This window comes from Pseudidiomarina aestuarii (genome assembly GCF_003987355.1).
GTDB classification, from domain to species: domain Bacteria; phylum Pseudomonadota; class Gammaproteobacteria; order Enterobacterales; family Alteromonadaceae; genus Pseudidiomarina; species Pseudidiomarina aestuarii.
Map to the genome: position 1 here is coordinate 1360610 of NZ_PIPR01000001.1, position 17241 is coordinate 1377850.

Below are 17241 nucleotides of genomic sequence, written 5' to 3' on the forward strand. Positions count from 1 at the left end.
ATGAGTACTGAACATTTAGTGGAACGGATTCGCTATTTAAACCACATTGGTATTGCACTGACCGCTGAACGCGACCCTTTGCGGTTGCTTGAGATGATTCTCAGTAGTGCGCGCAAACTCACCGGCGCCGATGCGGGGTCACTGTATCTGATTGAGGGTGAAGATCGCGACCGCACATTGCATTTCGCGCTCGTACAAAATGATCAACTCAAGATTCACTATGGCGGGTCCGGTGAACCGCTCTCTGATAATTTTGCGCCACTGCCACTGTTTAACAATGGCCAGCCTAACGATTCCATGATTGTCGTAAGCGCAGTATTAAACGAAAAAACGATTGTCATCGACGACGCCTACCATGCCGACGGATTCGACTTTTCGGGCACGCGTGCCTTCGATGAAAAAACTGGCTATCACACGGAATCGGTTCTCGTGATACCGCTTCGCAATCACGAGAATGAGGTCATTGCCGCACTGCAACTGATCAATAAAAAGGATAATGGCACAACCCAAGCATTCCATGATGATGATATTGAACTGGCCGAATCACTTGCGTCGCAAGCGGCCATTGCCCTCACCAACCAACGCCTCATTGGCGAGTTGGAAACCTTGTTCGAGAGTTTTACCCAACTCATCGCAGAAGCGATTGATGCCAAGTCACCACAAACTGGCGCGCACTGTCGACGAGTCCCAGAACTGACTCTGATGATTGCAGATGCAGCGAGCGGCTCTCAGTATCCGGGGATTGAGACCTTTACAATGGACGAGCGTGAGCGTTATGAGCTTAAAACAGCTGCTTGGATGCATGATTGCGGCAAAATTGTCACGCCTCCGCATGTGGTTGAAAAAAGTCGTAAACTGGAAACCATCTATGACCGACTGGGTACCATTGAAGCGCGCTTCGCGGCATTGGCAGCACAGCCTGAATGGGCGAACCGCCGCGTGGAACTCGCCGACGACTTAGAGTTTCTGCGCGTCGCTAATGCCGGTAGCGAGTTCATGAGTGATGAGGAAGTTGCGCGGGTTCAACGTATTGCAACACGCACCTATCCAACGCTCGAGGGTGAACAACAACCCCTGCTCACAGCCCAGGAGGTCGAGTTCTTGTCCATTCGGCGCGGCACGCTTACCGCAGAAGAGCGCAAAATTATGGAAGACCACATGGTTCATACCATCAACATGCTTGAGAAACTGCCGTTTCCAAAGCATTTACGACGGGTTCCAGAATTTGCAGGTGGCCATCATGAGCGCATGGATGGCAATGGCTATCCACGCGGGCTCACGAAAGAACAAATGTCGATACCCGCACGCATTATGGGGATTGCCGACGTGTTCGAAGCGTTGACTGCACCTGAACGCAGCTACAAGAAGCCGATGCCACTATCTCAGAGCCTCACGATTATGGGGCGAATGGTCGAGAATAATCATCTCGATGCGGATCTATTCCGGTTGTTTGTCGATAAACAAGTCTATTTGAGCTATGCACAACGATTTTTGCAGCCTGAGCAAATAGATACCGTTGATTTAACGCAATTACCAGGGTACTCAGCACGATGAATTTACATGTTTTAGGCTGCAGTGGCGGCATCGGCGGCAGTACGCCAAGTACCTGCATCCAATTGACACCGAACATTCTGATTGATGCAGGTTCGGGTTTAGAGAAGTTATCACTCGACGCCATGCGCCAAGTTGACCACATCCTGTTGACGCATGCTCACATGGATCACATCAGTGCACTAGCTACGTTTCTATCGAATGTGATTGGTTATCGAGATCAGGCGGTCCGTGTGTATGCACAACCCGCTACTTTGGAAGTTCTGCGTAAACATATATTTAATTGGCAAGTGTGGCCTGACTTCACAGTGTTGCCCAATGTCGAGCAACCCATTATCGACATGGTACCGTTGCAACCCGGTAAAGCATTTACCATTGAGAACCTGCAAGTGACGCCGATTACAATGGAGCACACCGTCCCGACGGTTGGTTTTAGTATCCGCAGCGATGCCTATCACTTGGTCTATTGTGCCGACACGACTTATAACGCCAATTTGATTGATGCGTTGAATCAACTACCGCCTGCCGATCAGCTGGTGATCGAATGCTCTTTCCCGCAAGCGCAGCATGAAATGGCAATGCTTTCCAAACACTTAACGACAGAACTATTGAAGCGCTTCATCGACCAGCTGCACTATCGCCCCAAAGAAATTTTGGTGGCTCATTTGAAGCCGAACTACGAACCTGCCATCCGCGCCGAGTTGGCCGAACTGTTAGCAGATTATCCTTGGCGTTATTTGGAGCACTAACCACCAGCGAAACCTTGATGCATACCTCATTCGCACAAGCGAAATGGCATTGCGCAATTTTTCAGCATGTTCTAATCTTCACAGGATATTTACAGTCTTACTGAAGGATCGATAGATGCTATTGTGCAGGAACGCACGACTGGCTTTCGTGGTACTAGTCGCGTGCTTATCTTCTCCCCATCTGAGTGCTCAAACACTGCAGGAAGCAATTGCTCGCGCCCAACAAGCGGCTGCCGCTGGCGATGCAACGACTGCGTTTAGCGAACTTCAATCCTTAGAAAATAACTATGCTGGCGATCCAGAGTTCGATTATTGGTACGGCGTGATTGCCCTTCGCGCGGGTGAAGACAGCGAGGCCATTCTTGCTCTGCAGCGCGTTGTTGCAGTAAACGCCAAGCATGCTGGGGCGCATATGGAGTTAGTAGGCGCTCACTTACGACAAAATAACGTTGACCGAGCTCAACACCATTTGACCATTGCGAAGTCGCTGAATCCTCCTGAGCGCGCGGCAACCATGATTCAACGTTATGAGGAGGCTATTGCCGAGCGCCAGCAGCGGGCGCGCGATGGCATTTCTTTGGTGGTGTTAGGTACTGATGTCGGTTACGACAGCAACTATGTGAATTATCCTGATACCTTTGATTTATTTCAGGGAACCTTTCTCGAAGGGATAGCTATTTTAGAAGCAGATGAGACTGCGTTTGCGACGTTGCGAGGCAGCTATTTTCGCCAAAAGCCGGTCAACGATAGCGAATACTTTGAAGTGACAGCCAGTGGCCAAGCGCGCGTCAACCAAGCGGATGCGGCCGGTGCATTTAATACGAACATTATTCAACTCGCTGCACTTTATGGCGAACGCGTAAATGATCGTCAGCAATTTAAATATGGTGTTGAGGCCAGCAAAATTTGGCTCGACGAAGAAAGCTTTCGCTCACATATTGGTCTGCAAATGAGCTACGAACATCAAATGAACGACCAAGATTTGGTTCGTGCTACGACCCGCCTGCGCGACTTTCACTTCAAGAATAACCGCAATGACTACCGCTCGGGTATGGGTGAAGCCGAATGGATACACAAGTTTTCCGCTGAACTCACCGGACGATTTCGGGGCGCTGCTGAAATAGAGCGAGTAAAAAATAGTCCTACTCGCCCCGGTGGTGATGCGACTCGCTACTACGCCTCCGCTGACTTTGACTATCAATGGGATGACCGCAATAAGCTATCGATGGGACTTATTTATGGACGCCTGCGCTACCACGACCCTGGCTTTGCCATTTTTAATCGTGGTCAAGAGGACATTCGCAGTGATGACTTGGTGAGTCTGCGGAGCGAGTGGAAACACAACTTAACTCGCAATTGGCAACTTGCACTGAGTGCTCAGTACCGCGACCAGCGCTCAAGCGTAGATTTTTTCGATTTGGACCAGAGCTTGGTTCAATGGACGGTGACTTATGCTTACTAACGCATTAAAACAGACGCTCGCATGGCTGGGTTTACGCACATTGAGTGTGCTTTTGGTGGTGCTGGCAGCAGCTGGTTTCAGTCCTTTATTAAGTGCAGCTGAGACGGTTGAAATTGCTCGATTGTTATTCGTACATGGGCAAGTTGAGATTCATCGCGAAGCGGAAATCATTGCGGCGCAACGCGGTAGTCCTTTATATGAAGGTGATCGAGTTGTTACGCATGAGAACAGCAGTGCTCAAATGCGCTTCAATGATCAACAGTTAGTCGCTATCCGTCCCAAATCTGCCTATGAAATTATTGCCCATCGGTTTGACCCCGACGACGCTTCAGATCATGCACACTCCAGTCATTTGCTGCGCGGCGGATTACGTGCTGTTACCGGTTTAATAGGCAAAACAAAGCATGAAAATGTAGAGTTTACAACGCCAGTAGCAACCATGGGAATTCGCGGTACCGACCTGCACATTTTTGTCATTCCAGTAGGACAAGAAGATCAATATGATGGCTTACCGGCCGGTGTGTATTTGTTAGTACGGGAGGGTATGGTCAACAAGAAAACTCTGGTTGCAGATGTCGATGTACCTGCCGGAGGATTTAAATATGTTAAAGATGAACAATCTGAACCCACTGATCCACCGGTAGCTGTGGAAGAATTATTTGGCGAGGAAATCGAGTTCGTTGAAGACTACGAGGAGGATTCCGAAAATACTTCCGAAGATAGCAATGATTCAGGTGACAACACCGATGAGCAGGAAGGTATCGAAAACGATGATGAGCTCGAGCCTGTTGATTTAGGTGACCATAGCAATAATCCTGATACTGACCCAAGTGGTAATAACGATCCCGTCGTTCCTCCGGAGCAAGCCGGGCAAGATGATGCCGAGGATCGCGGTGAAGAGGTAGCCGAGCCAGAACCTGAGCCTGAGCCCGAACCAGAGCCTGAACCTGAGCCTGAGCCCGAGCCTGAGCCTGAGCCTGAGCCAGAGCCTGAACCAGAGCCCGAGCCAGAGCCTGAGCCTGAGCCAGAGCCAGAGCCAGAACCAGAACCAGAACCTGAGCCCGAGCCAGAGCCTGAACCAGAGCCCGAGCCAGAGCCTGAGCCTGAGCCAGAGCCAGAGCCAGAACCAGAACCTGAGCCCGAGCCAGAGCCCGAACCAGAGCCCGAACCTGAGCCAGAGCCCGAACCAGAGCCTGAACCAGAGCCAGAGCCAGAGCCAGAACCAGAACCTGAGCCCGAACCAGAGCCCGAACCAGAGCCCGAACCTGAACCTGAACCTGAACCTGAACCGGAGCCGGAACCTGAACCAGAGCCAGAGCCAGAGCCTGAACCAGAGCCTGAGCCTGAGCCTGAGCCAGAGCCTGAGCCTGAGCCTGAGCCAGAGCCAGAGCCGGAACCGGAACCTGAGCCAGAGCCAGAGCCAGAGCCAGAGCCTGAACCTGAGCCAGAGCCTGAGCCAGAGCCTGAGCCAGAACCTGAGCCTGAGCCCGAGCCAGAGCCTGAACCTGAGCCCGAACCTGAGCCAGAGCCGGAGCCGGAGCCCGAGCCTGAACCTGAACCTGAGCCGGAGCCTGAACCTGAGCCGGAGCCTGAACCTGAACCTGAACCTGAGCCGGAGCCTGAGCCGGAGCCTGAACCGGAGCCGGAGCCTGAACCGGAGCCGGAGCCTGAACCTGAGCCCGAGCCGGAGCCTGAACCTGAGCCCGAGCCGGAGCCTGAACCAGAGCCCGAGCCAGAGCCTGAGCCTGAACCGGAACCTGAGCCCGAACCTGAGCCGGAGCCTGAACCCGAGCCCGATCCCAGCGATCTGCCGCCCACTGGCGCAGGTTTAAATGACGGTGGTTTTAGTGGCGGTACACAAACTGCAAGCGTCATGTTTGACGACAGTGGCGCTTTAGTGCGTATTGAGGACGGGGGGTTTGTCTTTGTCGCCGAGAATCCAAATAACAATGTCACGAGTCAGTCGGTTTCTGAATCGATTTCTGAATCGATTTCTGAAAGTAATGTCAGCTTCAACTCATTGCAGCTTGATTCTTATATTGCCGGCTCAAACAATACATTCTCATGGGGCCTGTGGGCACCAGAGAGCTATACGCTGACCTACAATGATGCGCCTTTAGATAACAGTCGGAGCTTTGGTTACAGCTACGCACCGCACATCTATTTCGATGCAGCGAGCGCCATTGCGCAAGCAGCACTGTACTCAGAGCCAGCGCGTTTTGAAATTGTCTTTAGTCAGGTTCCGAGTGAAGCCAATGGCATTTTAAATGTCATTAAGGAAACATCGTGGATTGATGTCGACTTCAGCGCGGCAACCATTGATGCGCAAATCAATCTCTTTTATGAGGATGCTGGTACTCTCAATCTGTCCGCCGCAGGAACTATTCAAGACTTCTATGACAGTTACCTCAGTCTCACTGAGGACAGCGGCAATCCACTCTTTATCGATGGCCGCCTATACGGTCAATTCACCGGTCATCCTGACTGGGGTATCGACGGCATGCTAGCAGGTATCTATCTTGAGTTGGGTCAACTTGCGCAAACCGAGTTGGTCCGGTACTGGATTCAGATCGGTCTACTGAATACCTACTGCTGGCGAAGCTTCCCATGCGACTTTATCGATGCAAACTACCAACCTGCAAACATCACTCTAGCGGGTACTACTTTTATCGGCCAGGCTGATTATCTAGCCATGCGACCCAACGGCGATTCTCTGTGGTTAGATGGGGATCGATTTGCCGCAGATATTTGGGCTCCGATCGCCGCTCGAAGTGATGTCATGTACGGCTACACACCTCACTTTGTGGTGCTCGATCCAACCGGTTTGGTCGGTGGTGATACTGCACATAGTTATTCCATTACCACCGAATCCGGTGCCATCGAGTTTCGTTGGGGCTACTGGGAACCCGGTAGTTACATGATCAAGAACTATGATCCTAACTATGCACTGGAATGGAGTTACAACGTCAACAATGCAAGTTTGCTGCCATATCACTTTGTCTGGGCGAATGTGGACGGACCCAGTGTACTGCCCGACTCTGGAATTCGGTCATTCGAATTTGCTGCGGGCGGTTCATTACTTGCCAACGACCAGAGCGGTACTATTGATCTGATCGACGGCAATATCGCTATCGATTTCGGCCAAGAGTCGGTCTTTGTGACCCTGTTGTTTGATGTTGGCGAGAGCACCGAGAGCCTGCAAGGGTCCAGCGCCATCTCAAGTTTACTCACCGATTCTGAGTACGGTTTCTCGCTCTACGGCTATGGCGAAATCATCTCCAGTGGGGTCATGTATGCCTCGCTCGTTGGAGAGGACTTAGACGCACTCGCTGCATTATTGCGGATATTTGGCTACGACCAAACCTATGTTGGTGCTGCAGTATTCTCAGCGAGCGATTCGTTAGGTCAAAGCCTTGCTGAAATGGGTGCAATCAACGGTGGCATGCTGGGTCTAAATGACAATATTTCAATTTTCTCGAATGCGGAAAACACCTCTGTCATTGGCTCTACACTTGCGCAAGCACAGTCCGAAAATTGGCTGTTCCAATTGTTGCTACTGCCGCAGTATTCGGGCAGTGAGTCAGAGTGGTATGTCTATGACAGCAGTGGCAACGTCGCTGCATCGGTATTCTCCGGCTGGATTTCCGGCGGCAGCTATGCACTCTTTGAGCAAATCAACGCTGCAGAGGATGTTCAGAGTCAGTCCACCGACAATACAAGCCCGTTTTATTTCAGTTACGCCGATGTATTGACTGATTTGAGCACATTGTCGATTTCAGGTGTGCATGCATGGCGACCCAATAGCTCGCTGTATTTTACCGACGATTCATTGGGAGGCGGCTACATATCCTCGACAGATGGCTTCCTCAGCGTCAACTTTGATACGGGTGAAGTAGCCATTTCGCTCGATTTCAAACAGTATGACGAATTTGAGCTTCCATTCGGTGATGGTCGACTCTGGGCGCAAGTTTTGTTCGCAGATCTTTATGGTTCGCAAGGTATAGAACTGCAGGGTGATGGCATTTTCGCTGCTACTGGTAATCGACTTTGGGCACGTCCTGTTGGTGCTCAGATGGAAGGTATAGCCACTTTATTGCGTGCTTATTTGGTAGGTAGCACGGATGCCTTGCTTGGAGACCTGTTGTTCACGCGGTATTCATTTAACGGCTTCCCCGCCATAGGCGGCAGCGATGCGACTTTTGATCAGTTCCCGGGTATGGCAAATGCCGGCATTTTGATTGCAGGTGACGGCTTTAATACGCATTTTTACGCTACCGATTTTTACGCCAAAGCACCACAAGTAGTGGGCGAAGTTATTTTACCTAACTACGCCAGCAATGAATCTGGTTATGAATTCTGGGGCTACCTCAACTCTACCTATGTGATGAATTACTCGGTGCAGTTAGGTGGTGAAGATATCTACTTCTCTTACTGGGAAGCACCACCTTCAGATTATTTGCTCTTTGGTCAACAGAATGAGCGGATTTCCAGCGATGTACTGCGAGGAATTTCGAGCCCGAACTTTAGTGACCCTACTTCCTCGCTATCACTCGAAAACTTTAGTTATAACGTTGAATTTGGTTACTTGTTCGATGCCCTCGAGGGCAACTGGATTGGCTTAGATGGAACGGCCAACGTTGATTTTATCAGCGGCACTATCGACTTCGACCTCGGAATTGATGAAGCCAGTAATGGCACTGTCTACTACCTTTCAGCCAGCGCCACTGTGCAACAGCTGTTTGATATGGACACCATTTTGTTTAGCGGGGGTTCGGGCAATTTTAGCGAGCTCACTTATCACGCGCATTGGTTAGGCGCTGAACTGCAAGGTATTGTCGGTTTACTCGACGGCTACCATGCCGGTGACGACAGCATCTATCGTGGTTTCTTGTTATGGGGTCGTGATGTCGCGATTGGCCCGCTCAATGAAATTGATCCAAACCGATGGAACACTGGCGGCATTATTGCTGGCAATCGTGATTACATGCTGGCAACAGACATTACTGCGGGACTTTTCAATAGTTCAGGTTCTACCGCGGTGCTGGCGCAATTACGCGGTGACGGTTTGCGCTTTAATAATCGAAATGCAGAAAGCTCTTTCAACTACACGTTCACCTGGACCGCTGGTAGCGTTGACTTAAACTGGGGTTATTGGGCTGCGGGTAGCTATAGTATCTTCGACAGCACTCAATCACCGCCAAACTCCGGAGCTGGTGACTCGATGTTACTGTACATGGCAGCATCAGTGATCACTCCTCCTACTGCAACGAGTCCAACGGGTACCATAAGCTATCACTATGTGCCTGCGGCACAACAGAATCGATCTTATGATGCTGTTGATGGTGCTATCTCGAATTACGACGGTAGCCGCATTATTGTCGACTTCGATGAAGAACTCGTAGCAGTCGATATCCGTATCGACTTCCTCGATGCCGATACCTTTGAGTCAATTGGCTTACTCGGTAGCTTCTTTGGCACCAGCGGTTTAACAGCACTGTACTCTGCACAGCAAATCGATTTGGTCGGTGACGGCTACTTTAGTGGCGGCTCGGGCGCGTTATGGGGACAATTCATTGGCTCTGAGCACGAAGGCATTATGGCGCAATTCCGCGGCACCAACAGCGGCGGTGATTGGTTCCATGATGTACTGGTGTTCGAACAACTGAGCATCACCAATGGTTTTGATGAAGTTAGTCTTGGAGATTTAGGTGGCAATCTAGGCATTGCTTGGTTCTCGAATGCCGATAGCTTGTACCGCATGAGTGGTGACGCCTTGCGACTGTTGCTGACGACACCAGGCACAGAGCCGACACTCGGACTTCATAGTGCTTGGGATGGCGTCACGTACATTGGCGGCAATACACTCAATTACAGTGACAATTATGCCCTGCCTGGCTCGGCTGGACCCGACACACCGCAAATTCATTGGGGGTATTGGGAAGCCGATGATTACACCGTTCAAACATCAGATCCGAGTGGTTTTACCGCGCAAAATAATGACTCGCGTATGTACTATCTGTACAGCAATGATTTAACGCCTGCGGGTACGACCTTATTAAGTGGTACGCATACCTACTCCATGTTTGCAGGCTCGTCACTGAAAGGCAGTACCTACGAGTTTGACATGGATTACGATACGTCTGACATCCAGGTGAATTTTGATGATGGGCTGGTCGATATTAATCTCGCCTTTATGAATGCGACTGACAGTGGCGGTTTGAGCGCCACGGGTGTCGATTTCAGCACTTTCTGGGCGGACGGCGCTATTGACCTGATTGGCAGCGGCTTCTTCGACTCAGGTAGAATTGACGCGACCTTTGTTGGTGCTGAATTCGAAGGGATTATGTCAATTATTGAGGCACAGGGCGGTGGCGACGCCCTGCGCGGCGTGGGTATTTTTGGGCGCGATCCTTAACGGATCGCGCGCTTCAGTTGCCATTGCCAATACAAGTGGTAGACCGCCGGAATCACCAGCAATGATAACAGTGGTGCCGCTATCATTCCGCCTATCATTGGCGCGGCAATGCGTTGCATCACCTCACTGCCGGTGCCCTGCGTCAGCATGATCGGTAACAAACCGGCGATGATGGTCAGTACCGTCATGGCCTTTGGCCGAACCCGCATCACTGCACCCTCCATGATTGCTTTATCTAAGCCTACTAGCGTGCGTTCTTGTGTGTCTCGCCAAGCATTATTGAGGTACAACAACATCACCACACCAAACTCGGCTGCCACACCCGCTAGTGCAATCATACCTACCATCACGGCAATGGAGAGATTGAACTCCAAATACCAAAGGAACCAAAGGCTACCAGCCAGAGCAATAGGCAGCGTTGCCATGATCAAGATTGCTTGTTTGAACGAGCGGAACGTTAAATACAACAAGATCAAAATGACCGCCAACGTGATAGGAATCACTTCCTGCAACTTAGCTTCAACGCGCTCAATTTGCTCGTATTGACCGGACCAGGTCAATGCATACCGTGGCGGTAGTTCAAAGTCAGCTAACGCCGCTTGTGCATTGGTAATCACCGTACCAACGTCCATATCATTCTCAACATCAATAAACACCCAACCCGTTGGTCGTGCATTTTCACTGCGAATCATCGCAGGTCCATCGGTGACACTTACGGTTGCTAACTGTTCCAATGTCACCCAAGCACCGTCGCGACTCACTATGGGCAATTGTCGCAGACTTTCGACATGATCACGGTACTGACGTGGATAGCGCAAGGTAATGGGATAACGTTCCGTTCCCTCTACCGTTTCATCGATACGACCACCGCCGATAGCAAACTGGATAACTCGCTGCAACTCAGCTTGACTCACGTTGTAGCGCGCGGCACGTGCTAAATCTGGTTGAATTTCAATATATCGTCCTGCCGCAGGTCGTTCAGCGTAAACCGAAGCAACGCCTGTTACATCAGCGAGCTCTTGCTCGATAGATTGTCCAAGCCGCTGAATTTCGGCTAAATCAGGACCTGCAATTTTGAGTCCTAGCGGCGTTTTTAAGCCGGTGGACAACATGTCGATACGGGTCTTGATAGGTTGCACCCAAGCGTTGGTAATACCCGGAACTTGGACGGTCGCGTCAAGTTCCGCGATGATATCTTGAATGGTTACACCGTCGCGCCATTCCTCTTCAGGTTTCAACTGAATGGTCGTTTCGAGCATAGTCAGTGGTGCTGGATCGGTAGCTGTTTCAGCGCGCCCTGCTTTACCAAAGACTCGCTCCACTTCTGGCACTTGGGCAATCAACCGATCGGTTCGTTGCAACAGCTGACTGACGGTTGCTGGACTAATACCCGGAAGCGTGGTCGGCATATACAGTAAATCCCCTTCTTGCATGGTCGGCATAAATTCACTGCCGAGCTTGCTGTATGGGTAGTAAGCACTTACCGCCATTAAAACAGCCAAAACTAAAGTCAGCTTAGGCCACGCTAGGACACCTCGGAGCAGAGGTCGATAGACAAAAATTAACCCTCGAGTCAGCGGATTCCGGTTCTCTGAAATGATCTTGCCACGAACAAAATACCCCATTAACACCGGCACCAACGTCACAGCGAGTAATGCAGCGGCCGCCATCGCGAAGGTTTTCGTGTAGGCCAAAGGAGCAAACAAGCGACCTTCTTGCGCTTCCAGCGCAAAGACAGGTAAAAAGCTCAAGGTGATGATGAGGAGCGACAAAAATAGCGCTGGACCGACTTCAACACTGGCTTTTGCAACCAGTTGCCAATGCTCACCTGAGTTGGGCTGACGCTGCTCTTGGTGAGTAAAGCGCTCAAGGTGTTTGTGCGCATTCTCAACCATCACAATGGCCGCATCGACCAGCGCACCAATGGCAATCGCAATACCGCCGAGACTCATGATATTCGCGTTGATACCCAGACTCCGCATCACTATGAAGCTCATGAGCACGGCCAATGGCAGCGTGATAATCGCGACCAGTGCGGAACGCAGGTGCAGCAAGAATAGCACCGTCACCAGTGCCACAAATGCCATCTCTTCAATCAATTTGGTTTGCAGGTTGTCCACGGCACGTTCGATCAATTGCGAGCGATCATAAGTCGAAACGATTTCGACACCATCCGGCAGGCCAGCCTTTATCGAATCGAGTTTCGCGCGCACGTTTTCAATAGTTGCCAACGCATTCTCGCCATGGCGCATCACCACAATACCGCCGACCACCTCGCCCTCGCCATCAAGTTCTGCAATGCCGCGACGCAGTTCAGGTCCACGACGAACGGTGGCGACGTCAGCCAACGTCACGGTTCCGTCTCGCGAATTCATCACTGGCAGTGGCACCTGACGCAGGTCTTCCAGCGATTGAATGTAGCCAGTGCCACGCACCATATACTCCGCTTCACCCATTTCAATGATACCGCCGCCCACCTCATTGTTGGCGTTAACGATGGCGGATTGCACCTGCTCTAAGGTTAAGTTCAACGCCTGCAGACGCTGAGGCTCTACCACCACTTGATAGCCAGCAACCATGCCACCGACCGTAGCGACTTCGGCTACACCCGACACACTTTGTAGCTCTTGCTTCAAAAACCAATTCTGTAAACTGGTGAGCTCACCTAAGTCATGATTGCCGCTGCGGTCAACCAGCGCATATTGATAGATCCAGCCCACTCCGCTGGCATCAGGTCCGAGTGTCGGTGTCACGCCGTCAGGCAGACGATCCGAAGCCTGATTCAGGTATTCCAACACACGGCTACGCGCCCAATACATGTCAGTGTCATCGTCGAACAGAATATAGAGATACGAGTCGCCGAAAAACGAATAGCCGCGAACTTGCGTCGCTCCAGGTACTGCCAACATAATATTGGCAAGCGGCCATGTGACTTGTTCTTCGACCAACTGCGGCGCTTGCCCTGGATACGGCGTTTTTACAATAACTTGAACATCAGACAGATCAGGAATTGCATCGAGCGGTGTCGATACCATGGCACGCCAACCTAACCACGCAGCTATAAAAGCTGCGACAATTACCAATAGGCGGTTGCGAATGGAGGCATTAATGATTTGCGTGAGCATCTTGCGCCTCCGCTGGTGCATCTTTTCGCTGTTGGCGGCTCAGCAATAAACTCGCTTCCGAATCCAGCAAGAACTGTCCTGCGGTGACCACCCTTTCACCCTCCATCAAACCAGACAGTATCTCCGCTTCGCCATTGACGACTAGACCGATTTCAACGTTCCGTTGTTCGAAAGTGCCATCCGTGCTGCGAACCATGACGCGATTGTCAGAGCCGGTCAGAATAAGGCTGCTCACCGGGACCGCCAGGACATCTCGGCGTGGTCCACCGAACAGTTCAACTTGTGCCTGCATGCCTACCTGCAACGGCGTGGTGGCCGATTCCGGCAACAAGATACGAACACGCTGGCTGCGTGTTTGCCGATCCAATTCCGGGTAAATGTAATCAATTTCGGTTTCAAAGCCGCGCAGATCGGCCTGCGGCAAGGTAATGTCTGCCGGTGCACCCACGCGGAGCCAATCGCTGTAGCGTTCGGGGACATCGGCAATCAGCCACACACTTTGATCACCGGTAATAGTCAGTAGCTCAGTGCTCGGTTGCACGTACATGCCCTGTGCCACGTTGAGCTCGGTAACGACTCCGGCTGCCGGAGCATACACAGGCACTCGATAGAGAATCTCACCTGACTTCATGATGGCGTCAGTTTGTGTCGCTGTCATTCCCAGTAGTTCCAGCCGCAAACGCGCATCACGGATCAGCCGCTGCCGTTGGCTATCGGCCAAATTGGCGCCATCGACGGCCTGTAGTAAGTCTTGCTGCGCAACCACGAGTTCACGACTGTAGATGGTATATAACAAATCACCGGCTTCGACCCGTTGTCCCTCACTCCGAATCGCCAACTCTTCCAGCCAACCATCGGCACGTGGGTGAATGTGCACGCGAGCATTGTCGTTCCATTCGACCGTACCTAGCGTCGCCAAGTAACGCCATAATGTAGTGCGATACGCCGCAGTCGTCTGAATACCAAGGTTCTGCTGCATTTGGTCACTGATTTGCACCGTCACCTGCTCTTGTCGTTCGCGAGCTTCCAAGTCCATTCCACAAATGGGGCAAGTACCAGGCTCATCACGAACGATATGGCTATGCATAGGGCAGATATATTCAACTGCAGCATCTTGCTCCAGCATTTCTGGCTGCGCTAATGCTTGAGCATTCGATTGTTCCTGATGCTCGTGTTCATGCTCTTGAGCGCGTAATGGCTGCGGAAACACTACCACACTCATAGTCATGACAACCATAAGCAACCACACCAAGCGGTTAAAGAAGAATTTATTCATAGCAAATGACCTTGTGTAAAACCAATTTCAGCAGACAGAGCTGCGAGCACTGATAGAGACAGCGCGCCTATAAAGCAAATTGATCGTTAGGCCATCGGTGGGCGGTCGAGATATCCGGGTAAAGCGGTAATGACAGTACCATCGTCACGCAAAATTTGCGCAGGCAAGGTACTGGGGAAGGTAAAAGCAGATTGTGTGAGTGCCGATGCAGAGCCCGCACAATGATGCTGACAATCGCTACAGGTGTTGTCGCAGTCCATATGTTGAATGACCACAATCTCACTGCTGGTCGACTCATCGTCACAACATGAATGGTCAGCGTCGACATCAGCCGATACAGTGTGCTGCATGGCGGCAGTATGACTTGCCGACATGCCGTCATCACTCACACGAGCGGATGCTGGGGTCCCGAGGGAACCCAGCACCAGCAACACAATAAGCATGCGAATAATGATGTTCATGCCGACAAGTATAGCCTAAGCGTTACCAAATAGTCACGCGTTGCTCTGGAGCCACGTATAAGTCATCGCCCTCTTGCACATCAAACGCTTCATAGAACGCTGGAATGTTGACGACCGTACCGTTCACACGGAACTCAGCTGGAGAGTGAGGACCCACTGCCACTTGCTGACGAATGGCTTCTTCACGCGCTTTGTTTTTCCACACCTGAGCCCAACCTAAGAACACACGTTGCTCACCGGTGAAGCCATCCAGCACTGGCGATGGTTCGCCGTTCAATGAGTCTACATAGGCTTTGTAAGCGATAGTTAAACCCGCTAAGTCACCGATGTTCTCACCCAAGGCTAAGCGACCATTCATTTTCAGGCCTTCAATCGGCTCATACTCGCTGTATTGCTCTGCTAGCATAGTACCGCGCTCATCAAACGCTGCACGATCTTGCTCTGTCCACCAGCTATTGAGGTTACCGTCGCCATCATACTTGGAGCCTTGGTCATCAAACCCATGGCCAAGCTCGTGTCCGATCACCGCACCGATACCGCCATAGTTGACCGCGTCTTCAGCATTCATATTAAAGAATGGAGGCTGCAAAATGCCGGCTGGGAAGACAATTTCATTGCGCACTGGGCTGTAGTAAGCATTGACCGTCTGTGGTGTCATACCCCAGTCTTCTTCATCGACTGGCTTGCCGATTTTGCTCAAATTGTCGTTGAACTCAAACTGCGCTGAACGCTTGTAGTTACCGACTAAATCATCTGCCGCCACAACGAGGTCTGAGTAATCGCGCCACTCGCTCGGATAACCAATGTACGGCGTAAATTTACTCAGCTTCTCTTGTGCCTTCTGCTTGGTTTCTTCGGTCATCCACTCAAGGTTATCAATCGACTCACCATAAGCGGTAATCAGGTTAGCGACGAGCTCTTCCATTCGCGCCTTGGCAGCAGGTGGGAAGTATTCAGCCACATAGAGTTGACCCAGTACTTCACCGAGAGCGCTGTCTGTAGCCGATACGCCACGCTTCCATAATGGTTCTTGTTCAGGCGTACCTTGCAAGACTTTGCCAAAGAATTCGAAGCGACGGTCGCTCATTTCAGTCGTTAATGCGGAGGCATAGCGATTCACTACTTTCAATGCCATGTAGTGCTTCCAGGTGTCGACTGATACGTCGTCAAACATATCGCCGAAAGTTTCGAAATACGACGGCTGACGCACAATGGCTTCGTCCAGAGTGGCTAAGCCAGCTGCTTCGGTGAAGGCACCGAAGTTGAAGTCGCCAAATAACTCGGTGAGCTCATCCATCGACTTTTTGTTATAGGTATTATCAGCATTACGGCTTTCAACACGAGTCCAGTGGGCAGTCGCGATGTCCGTTTCCAACGCCATAATGGCATCGGCAGCTTCAGCCGCTGAGGCGTAACCCGCTAACTCGAGAATATCAACGAGATAGTCTTTGTATTGCGCTCGAATTTCGACGAACTTTTCGTCGTCACTGAGATAGTACTCACGATCTGGTAAGGTCAAACCGGATTGCGACATGTAAATGGCATTGATGCCCGGGTTCTTCGCATCTGGATAGACATAAAAACCAAACGGCGAGCCAACACCCATCTGGGCTAGTTTGGCAAAATGCGCGGCAATTGCATTGTGGTCTTGCAGTTGTGCAATAGCTTCGAGATCAGCAGCAATTGGCGTCACACCCAAACGGTCGCGCAGCTCAACATTGGTGTAACTGTTGAAGAAATCACCAATTTTCGCTTCGTTGCTACCTGGCTCTGGGTTAGCTGCTGCTGCGGCTTCAATAATGCCACGCAAACGCTCTTGGTTTTCGTCACGCAACTCGGTGAACGAGCCAATGCGCGAGCGGTCCGCAGGCATTTCAGTTTCTTTCACCCAAGTTCCGTTCACATACGAGAATAAGTCATCTTGTGGACGAACGCTGGTATCAAATGCTTCCATACGCAGACCTGATGTCAGCGCTTGTTGCTGCTCTGCAGCTTGAGTTTGTTGTTGTTCGGTGCTCTGCTGCGGCGAGCAAGCAGCCACCCCGAGGGCAAGTGCGACACTAAGCGCAATGGTATTAATCTTGTTCATGAGTACTCCAAAAAATGAAAAGCGATATTTGATAATAGCTACTCGATATTAGCGAAGAGCAAAACCGCACTGCTAGTAACTAATAGCTAGTAGCCAATTGCTGTTTACGATAG

8 protein-coding genes are annotated in these 17241 nt (G+C 51.1%); 4 read left to right on the plus strand and 4 right to left on the minus strand.

Annotated elements, in window-relative coordinates; all coding sequences use genetic code 11:
• The 4 genes from CWE22_RS06205 (at position 1) to CWE22_RS06220 (ending at position 10177) form a co-directional block, all read left to right on the plus strand.
• Positions 1 to 1554, plus strand: a complete 1554-nt coding sequence (locus CWE22_RS06205) for an HD domain-containing phosphohydrolase (RefSeq protein WP_169930477.1) — start codon at positions 1 to 3, stop codon at positions 1552 to 1554.
• Positions 1551 to 2300, plus strand: coding sequence for a 3',5'-cyclic-nucleotide phosphodiesterase (locus tag CWE22_RS06210; RefSeq protein WP_169930478.1), 750 nt, complete (start codon positions 1551 to 1553; stop codon positions 2298 to 2300). The genes CWE22_RS06205 and CWE22_RS06210 overlap by 4 nt, the downstream gene beginning before the upstream one ends.
• A 115-nt stretch (positions 2301 to 2415) precedes the next feature.
• Positions 2416 to 3762 carry a tetratricopeptide repeat protein gene (locus CWE22_RS06215; RefSeq protein ID WP_169930479.1) on the plus strand — a complete coding sequence of 449 codons (1347 nt, stop codon included), beginning with the start codon at positions 2416 to 2418 and terminating at the stop codon, positions 3760 to 3762.
• Entirely contained in the window at positions 3752 to 10177 is a 6426-nt protein-coding gene (locus CWE22_RS06220) for a FecR domain-containing protein (protein ID WP_169930480.1), read from the plus strand. The genes CWE22_RS06215 and CWE22_RS06220 overlap by 11 nt, the downstream gene beginning before the upstream one ends.
• On the opposite strand, the gene CWE22_RS06225 is transcribed toward CWE22_RS06220, so the two are convergent.
• The 4 genes from CWE22_RS06225 to CWE22_RS06240 all read right to left on the minus strand — a co-directional run bounded on the left by CWE22_RS06225 (position 10174) and on the right by CWE22_RS06240 (position 17128).
• Positions 10174 to 13302 carry an efflux RND transporter permease subunit gene (locus CWE22_RS06225; RefSeq protein WP_169930481.1) on the minus strand — a complete coding sequence of 1043 codons (3129 nt, stop codon included), beginning with the start codon at positions 13300 to 13302 and terminating at the stop codon, positions 10174 to 10176. The genes CWE22_RS06220 and CWE22_RS06225 overlap by 4 nt on opposite strands.
• Positions 13283 to 14578: an efflux RND transporter periplasmic adaptor subunit gene (locus tag CWE22_RS06230; RefSeq protein ID WP_169930482.1), complete on the minus strand. Its 1296-nt coding sequence runs from the start codon at positions 14576 to 14578 to the stop codon at positions 13283 to 13285. The genes CWE22_RS06225 and CWE22_RS06230 overlap by 20 nt, the downstream gene beginning before the upstream one ends.
• Positions 14579 to 14664: 86 nt before the next feature.
• Positions 14665 to 15039, minus strand: a complete 375-nt coding sequence (locus tag CWE22_RS06235) for a hypothetical protein (RefSeq protein ID WP_169930483.1) — start codon at positions 15037 to 15039, stop codon at positions 14665 to 14667.
• A 22-nt stretch (positions 15040 to 15061) separates the two neighbouring features.
• The gene (locus tag CWE22_RS06240) at positions 15062 to 17128 is read right to left on the minus strand and encodes a M13 family metallopeptidase (protein WP_169930484.1); all 2067 of its coding nucleotides are present in this window, start codon (positions 17126 to 17128) and stop codon (positions 15062 to 15064) included.
• Between the last annotated feature and the right edge of the window lie 113 nt (positions 17129 to 17241).

Coding starts and splice junctions, on each gene's coding strand:
- CWE22_RS06235 (WP_169930483.1), bottom strand. CDS start 15,039: ATGAACATCATTATTCGCATGCTTATTGTGTTGCTGGTGCTGGGTTCC.
- CWE22_RS06210 (WP_169930478.1), top strand. CDS start 1,551: ATGAATTTACATGTTTTAGGCTGCAGTGGCGGCATCGGCGGCAGTACG.
- CWE22_RS06220 (WP_169930480.1), top strand. CDS start 3,752: ATGCTTACTAACGCATTAAAACAGACGCTCGCATGGCTGGGTTTACGC.
- CWE22_RS06215 (WP_169930479.1), top strand. CDS start 2,416: ATGCTATTGTGCAGGAACGCACGACTGGCTTTCGTGGTACTAGTCGCG.
- CWE22_RS06225 (WP_169930481.1), bottom strand. CDS start 13,302: ATGCTCACGCAAATCATTAATGCCTCCATTCGCAACCGCCTATTGGTA.
- CWE22_RS06230 (WP_169930482.1), bottom strand. CDS start 14,578: ATGAATAAATTCTTCTTTAACCGCTTGGTGTGGTTGCTTATGGTTGTC.
- CWE22_RS06240 (WP_169930484.1), bottom strand. CDS start 17,128: ATGAACAAGATTAATACCATTGCGCTTAGTGTCGCACTTGCCCTCGGG.
- CWE22_RS06205 (WP_169930477.1), top strand. CDS start 1: ATGAGTACTGAACATTTAGTGGAACGGATTCGCTATTTAAACCACATT.